Below are 6248 nucleotides of genomic sequence, written 5' to 3'. Positions count from 1 at the left end.
GCGGTATTGTTTGCTGGCTAAGAAATCAGGGTTTTTCTTTTTTTCTGTAGCATAGTTCCAGCTGCTTAAATTGCTGATGGTTAAATTTTCTTTTGCAATGCCTGCTTTTTGTACTGCTGCAAATAATTGTTTCTCTAACTCGGTAATGTCTACTTTTTTCTTTCCGTTTAAGTATTCTTTAAGTGAAATACCGATATAAATAATATCTGGTGTTACTTCTGTTTCTGCGGTTCCGCTAACGTTAATTTTTCTACGTAAATCTACTTGTTGAGCCATCGCTGATGATAATCCTAAAAATGCAACCAGTGCAAGTGCTATTAACTTTTTCATATATATTTTTCTTTGTGTGTACTGTAATGATGTAAACCGTGCACAAATTCCACACCGAGATTATCATTTTTTTATTTTTTTTTGGAAATGAGCGTCAGTATTTCAGGGCAAAACCTGTCCCGCTATACACTTTAGCCCCGAAGAAAAATTGGGGGCTGCCGTTGTTATCGGGTTTATTAACAAAAGATTATGCTACTATCGAAAAAATCTATCAAGGGTAAGCAATTGCGACTACAGTAATTTTTAAGCTGAAAAATATTGTTCTTTTTATCATGTAAATATTCATCCGTGTATCTTATCCATTAAAAAAAGCTACTGTTCTAGCCACCTAAACCCGACAAAGCGGATAGCCCGGAATGAAGCGCAGCGAAATGAGGAAAATAGCGATGGCGGGACCGAATTGGCCAATGCACATTGAAACCTGATTTTCTAAAATAAATAGAAAGAGAGTAAAATTATGCGCAAGGTTTTATGCTTAAATAGACGGAATTATAAATGGTTATAAAACCTAGCGCAGCAGAGTTTTCTGCAGAATTTTAATCATGTTTTGCAATTAGGAATTGCAAAAAGAATTGAATTGTGGTTGTTAAACCTTTGATACTTTAACAGCAGTTGGTCCTTTTTGACCCATTTCTACTTCGAACGTAACTTTATCACCTTCTTTAATCTGGGTGATTAAACCGTTTGCGTGAACAAAAATACTGTCTTGTGTTTCAGTGTTTTTAATAAAACCGTAACCTTTACTGTCGTTAAAGAAAGTAACTGTTCCTTTTTTAACAGGATTTTCATCGATGATGTCCTCTTGTCTTGAAATACCGATCTGAATATCTTCTGTATTAATTACTTTCTTTTTCTTCGGATCTGGTGGAGTAGAAGAGATGTTTCCGTTTTCATCAACATAAGCCATCATATCTTCAAGCGCTAAACCTTTTTTTGCATTAGCCTGGCGCTCTTCTTTTTTCTCTTGTTTGTCTTTTTGTTTTTTTAATCGTTTTTTTTCGTTCTCTTTTTTACTGTATGTTGCCTGAGATTTAGCCATATTTTATTTAATTGTTTTGTTTTGAAAGGTGAGTGGAATGGAGAATTATACAAAGATAACAATACTAAAGCATAAACACGATTTTATTCGGTTATGCTCTTGTCATTTGGGAATGTATAGTATAAAGGAATTTGCCACGGAAGCACAGATTTACACGGAATTAAGATCTATTCCTTAGCGTTGTGTATCTTTTGAGGCAATTGTCTTTTCTTTTTACCACAGATGAAGTGGATGAACACGGATAAGGAGGACATAGTATCTGTGTTGATCTGTGAAAATCAGTGGTTAAAACCTGCTATTAATTAGCTGCTTATGCATTGCAGTTGCAAATCTCGGTCATCTTCGTTACAAACGAGGACGATTGAATGTTTATACCTTTTCCGTGGTTTCAGTGTTTCCGTGGCAGACTCTTTCTGTAAAAATTAGTGGTTAAAGCTTTAAGATGGTTTATTCACCCACTTATCTTTATCGATCTGATAAACAAAATTCCATTTTAAGGGCTCACCATAATAGGCTACTTCTAATTCGGCGATTTTAAGGGCTCCTAATTTTTCTGTCGCTTTTTGTGAACGGAAATTAGTAGCACCAATATGTAAGATTACTTTATCTACAAATTGAAAAGCATAATCAAACATTAAAGTTTTTAAAGCCTTATTATGCCCCTTTCCCCAAAACTCGCGGGCAATAAAAGTATAGCCAACGGCGACAGAATGTTCTGTTTCATCCAATTCGTAGTATCTGGAACTGCCCACAACTTTATTGGTTTCTTTTTCATAAACGATAAAAGCACCCATCGATTCTATTGCGCCTTTAAAGAAATTTTCGAAAACCTCTCTTTTATAGCGGTCTTTATTAGGGTGCTGTTCCCAGATCAAAGGCTACTGCAAAAAGGGCTTCAAAATCCTCTTCTTTTAGGGGAACAACTTTAATTAAATCGTTTGCTAATGTAGGGTGTAAATCGAAATTCATGTAGGTTGGGTATAAAAACGGCTGGCTATAGGGCCAGCCGTTTATAATTTATTGTTTGAGACCCTGAAACAAGTTCAGGGTGACGAATCTAAGTAGTTAGTTTACCAAACCTTCAATTTCTACTACTTCCTGGGCATCTTTTTGATAATCAACTTTATCAATTTCGAAACCGAATAAGCTTAAGAAATCAGATCTGTAACCTGGTAAATCACCTATTGCAGGTAAAGTTTCGGTTGTTGCTTCTTTCCAAAGTTCTGCAACTTTAGCCTGGATATCTTCACGCATTTCCCAATCGTCGATTCTGATTCTTCCTTTTTCATCAACAGGGATAGGATTTCCGGTATATAAGCGATCAGCATATAAACGTTGGATCTGCTCAATTGTACCCTCGTGGATGCCTTCAGCTTTCATTACTTTATACAACAATGAAATATATAAGGGGATCACCGGAATAGCAGAGCTTGCCTGCGTTACCAATGCTTTATTAACTGATACATAAGCTTTTCCATCAATATCTTTTAATTTATCACTAATTTTAAAAGCAGTAGCTTCTAAATCATCTTTAGCCCTTCCAATAGTTCCTTTGCGGTATACAGGCTCAGTTAAAGCTGGGCCGATATACGAATAAGCTACTGTTGTTGCACCATTGGCAAGTAGGTTTTCTGCTTTTAAGGCATCAATCCACATGGCCCAATCTTCCCCACCCATTACAGCAACGGTATTGGCAATATCTTCTTCGGTAGCGGGCTCGATAGAAATTTCGGTCACATTACCAGTGTGGAAATCGACGGTTTTATTAGTATAAGTTCCACCGATAGGCTTTAAGGTAGAGCGGTGAAGCACTTCTGTATCCGGATGTTTCCTAACTGGCGATGCCAGGCTATAAATGACTAAATCAACCTGACCCAGATCAGCCTTGATCAGTTCAATTGTTTTTTCTTTAATTTCTTTAGAAAATGCATCGCCATTAATGCTTTTTGCATATAAACCGGCAGCATGGGCTTCTTTTTCAAAAGCTGCACTATTGTACCAGCCTGGTGATGCAGTTTTGCCTTCAGAAGGTGCTTTTTCGAAAAATACGCCAATTGTAGAAGCGTCAGAACCATAAGCAGCAGCAATACGCGAAGCTAAACCGAAACCGGTTGATGCGCCAATTACCAATACTTTTTTAGGACCATCTATAGCTCCTTTAGATTTTACATATTCAATTTGATTCTTTACGTTTTGTGCGCAACCATCAGGGTGTGCGGTTAAACAAATAAAGCCCCTCATTCTAGGTTCGATAATCATTTTTGTTCTATTTTACGTTTTGTAATGTTAAAATAAGCGCAATTTTTAAGGGTATTGAAAATACCGTAATGCCCAAATCTTTAACGAAGATAAATTTTTAATCGCTTAACGTTAAATGAAATTTTAATAATGAGCGTATTTAACTGCAAAGCGCGCAAAGTGTTTCGCAAAGAAACGCAAAGGTGGTTATGTTTTTTACCATAGAGGACATTGAGCTATACACAGAGAAACACAGTGTTTTTTGATTTTAACCACAAGGGCGCTAAGCATACAAAGCTAGAGCCACAGTTTTGGTAAATTGTATAATGGGCTTCAAACTCTGGATTTGAACTTTAGACCTCCGACGCCTGACTTTCTAACTAATTAACAACTCTTTTTTCACTTTACTGTTTTTCTTTTAATTTAGCGGCACACAGATAAAACCGGTTTATCTCTTCTTATGAAAAAAATAGTATTGTCTGCCGTGGTGCTCATCATCATGGCTTCTGGAAAGCTTTATGCACAAACCCAACATCAAAATTCAGGTTGGTTTATGTTTTTAAATAACACCAAATTTAATGATAAATGGGGGCTTCAATTCGATGTTCAACTGCGTTCGGCTGATGATTGGGGATATTTGAGAAATACCCTCGTGCGCCCGGCGTTACAATATTTCATTAATAACCAGCACAATGTGGCCCTGGGCTATTTATGGCAAACTACACAATCGCAATCGATAGTAGCTGGTAATTCATTTTTACATGAGAACCGTATTTTTGAACAATATATTTTTAGCCATAAGCTAAAATCGATCTTTGCCAGCCATAGGCTAAGGCTTGAGCAACGCTTTATTGGCCGCCCGGATGGAGATGTTTTTTCACAACGTTTCCGTTATTTCGTGAGGTTGATCCAGCCTCTGCAAAAAACTCAACCAACGTTTACAAAAGGGCCATTTGTGGCTTTGCAGAACGAAGTATTTTTGAATATTCAGAATAAGGATAAAATTAACAATAGTGTTTTCGACCAGAACAGGTTATATCTCGCTGCAGGTTATCGTTTTTCGAAGCAGTTTGATCTGGAAGCTGGGTATATGAACCAAATTACAAATGGCATTTCGAACAATACGGTTAATAATATTATTCAGTTGGCCGTTTACACCAGGTTTTAATGTTTTAAAGTCATTTTTTGTACAGCAACTCTTACAAAATGTTAAAGCTGTTGTAATTGACTGGTCTTTTTGCTCAATTTGCCGCGTGAAAAAAATTACCATTCTATTTTTAGCACTCTTGTTTGGCAAGCGAATGCAAGCACAAGAGATTAAAGCCTCTTCAAGCAGTAATACACCTACTTCTAAAAGTTTATTCAACCCTGAGCATAAAAGGAATTTTTCCCGTAAAGGTGATTTCTTTTTTCACTGGGGATACAACAGCTCGTGGTATGGGAAAAGTGATATCAGGTTTCAAGGCCCGAACTACGATTTTACTTTAAAAGATGTAATTGCACATGATAGACAATCTAAATTGAGCTGGGCTTATTTAAACCCTGGACTTATCACCGTACCGCAATACAATATCCGTGCGGGTTATTTTATCAAAGATAACTACAGTATCTCAATCGGTTGGGACCACATGAAATATGTAATGGACATCCCACAAACAGTAGCGATTACTGGTCACATCGGGCCAAATATTTCTCCAACCAATACACCTACAGGTAATTTGGCAGGTGATTATAACGGACAAAGCATTAATGTTAAAGAGAGCATGTTAACCTACGAGCATACTGATGGTTTTAATTACGCAAATATCGAAATTGAGCGTTATGATGATATTTGGGTGGCTCCGGGCGGCAATACTTCCTTAACCTTAGAAACCGGTTTAGGTGGTGGCATGATGGTTCCGCGTTCAGATGTACGTTTGTTCGGACAGGGCAGAAATAACCACTTCAGTATTTCGGGTTACGGTGTTTCTGCAAAAGTTGGACTTAAGTTTTATGTTTGGAAAAACGTTTACCTACAAAATACCACAAAGTTCGGCGCTACCAATTTAACCAATGTGCATACCACTGGCTGGGATGAGTACGATAAGGCCAGTCAGAAGATTAACTACATTGAAAATATGTGGCTGATCGGGGTTCAGTTTTAAAAGATATGGAAGGAGGCTTAAGCCTCTTTTTTTGTTTTATACGAAATTATTTCTTCTTCCTTTCTTTAATTAACCCTGTAATTTCTAGAATCCATTTAAAAGGAATATCTGCAATGACGTTGTGGATTAAATGTTAGATGGATGAATGGAGATTCGTTGGCTAACATGACCAGCATGTGCAAGTTATAAACTTGTTTCGACAGTCATTTCTTTCTTATATACCCGCTTTTTTGTTGCAGGTTTTTCGAGTGTAAACCGAAATATCAAACCTAAAATAAAACCACTAATAAGTCCTCCGATGTGGGCAGCATTATCAATATTACCAGTCAAACCATAGAGCAGGTTATATCCAATAAAAATCAAGGTTCCGATTAAAAAGGACTTGGTGAAGTTTTCGTCGTAAAATTTTGAAACCAGTAAGGCAAGGAATATCCCCGATAAACCGAAAATTGCCCCAGAGGCGCCAACACTAACTATTGATGGGTTCCACCATATGC

At 37.1% G+C, this 6248-nt stretch carries 7 protein-coding genes; 2 read left to right on the top strand and 5 right to left on the bottom strand.

Annotated elements, in window-relative coordinates; genetic code table 11:
• The 4 genes from AC1DND_RS15815 to fabV all read right to left on the bottom strand — a co-directional run.
• Positions 1–330, bottom strand: a 330-nt coding sequence (locus AC1DND_RS15815) for an SIMPL domain-containing protein (protein WP_477583013.1), incomplete at its 3' end; no start/stop codon positions are given.
• Between the two features lie 586 nt (positions 331–916).
• Positions 917–1369, bottom strand: coding sequence for a cold-shock protein (locus tag AC1DND_RS15810; protein ID WP_029277369.1), 453 nt, complete (start codon positions 1367–1369; stop codon positions 917–919).
• 437 nt (positions 1370–1806) lie between these two features.
• Positions 1807–2244, bottom strand: a complete 438-nt coding sequence (locus tag AC1DND_RS15805) for a GNAT family N-acetyltransferase (protein ID WP_477583011.1) — start codon at positions 2242–2244, stop codon at positions 1807–1809.
• 190 nt (positions 2245–2434) lie between these two features.
• The gene (gene fabV, locus AC1DND_RS15800) at positions 2435–3628 is read right to left on the bottom strand and encodes an enoyl-ACP reductase FabV (protein ID WP_477583009.1); all 1194 of its coding nucleotides are present in this window, start codon (positions 3626–3628) and stop codon (positions 2435–2437) included.
• Between the two features lie 439 nt (positions 3629–4067).
• On the opposite strand from fabV, the gene AC1DND_RS15795 reads away from it, so the two are divergent.
• The gene (locus tag AC1DND_RS15795; protein ID WP_477583007.1) at positions 4068–4775 is read left to right on the top strand and encodes a DUF2490 domain-containing protein; all 708 of its coding nucleotides are present in this window, start codon (positions 4068–4070) and stop codon (positions 4773–4775) included.
• Between the two features lie 85 nt (positions 4776–4860).
• Positions 4861–5751 carry a hypothetical protein gene (locus AC1DND_RS15790; protein WP_477583005.1) on the top strand — a complete coding sequence of 297 codons (891 nt, stop codon included), beginning with the start codon at positions 4861–4863 and terminating at the stop codon, positions 5749–5751.
• Positions 5752–5934: 183 nt separating this feature from the next.
• On the opposite strand, the gene AC1DND_RS15785 is transcribed toward AC1DND_RS15790, so the two are convergent.
• Positions 5935–6248 (bottom strand): rhomboid family intramembrane serine protease (locus AC1DND_RS15785; protein ID WP_477583003.1); only part of this gene is annotated, 314 nt, incomplete at its 5' end.

The organism is Pedobacter sp. 01N416 (assembly GCF_056399685.1).
Note: the sequence above shows the minus strand (reverse complement) of the source record. Positions and strands in the feature narration are given on the sequence as shown.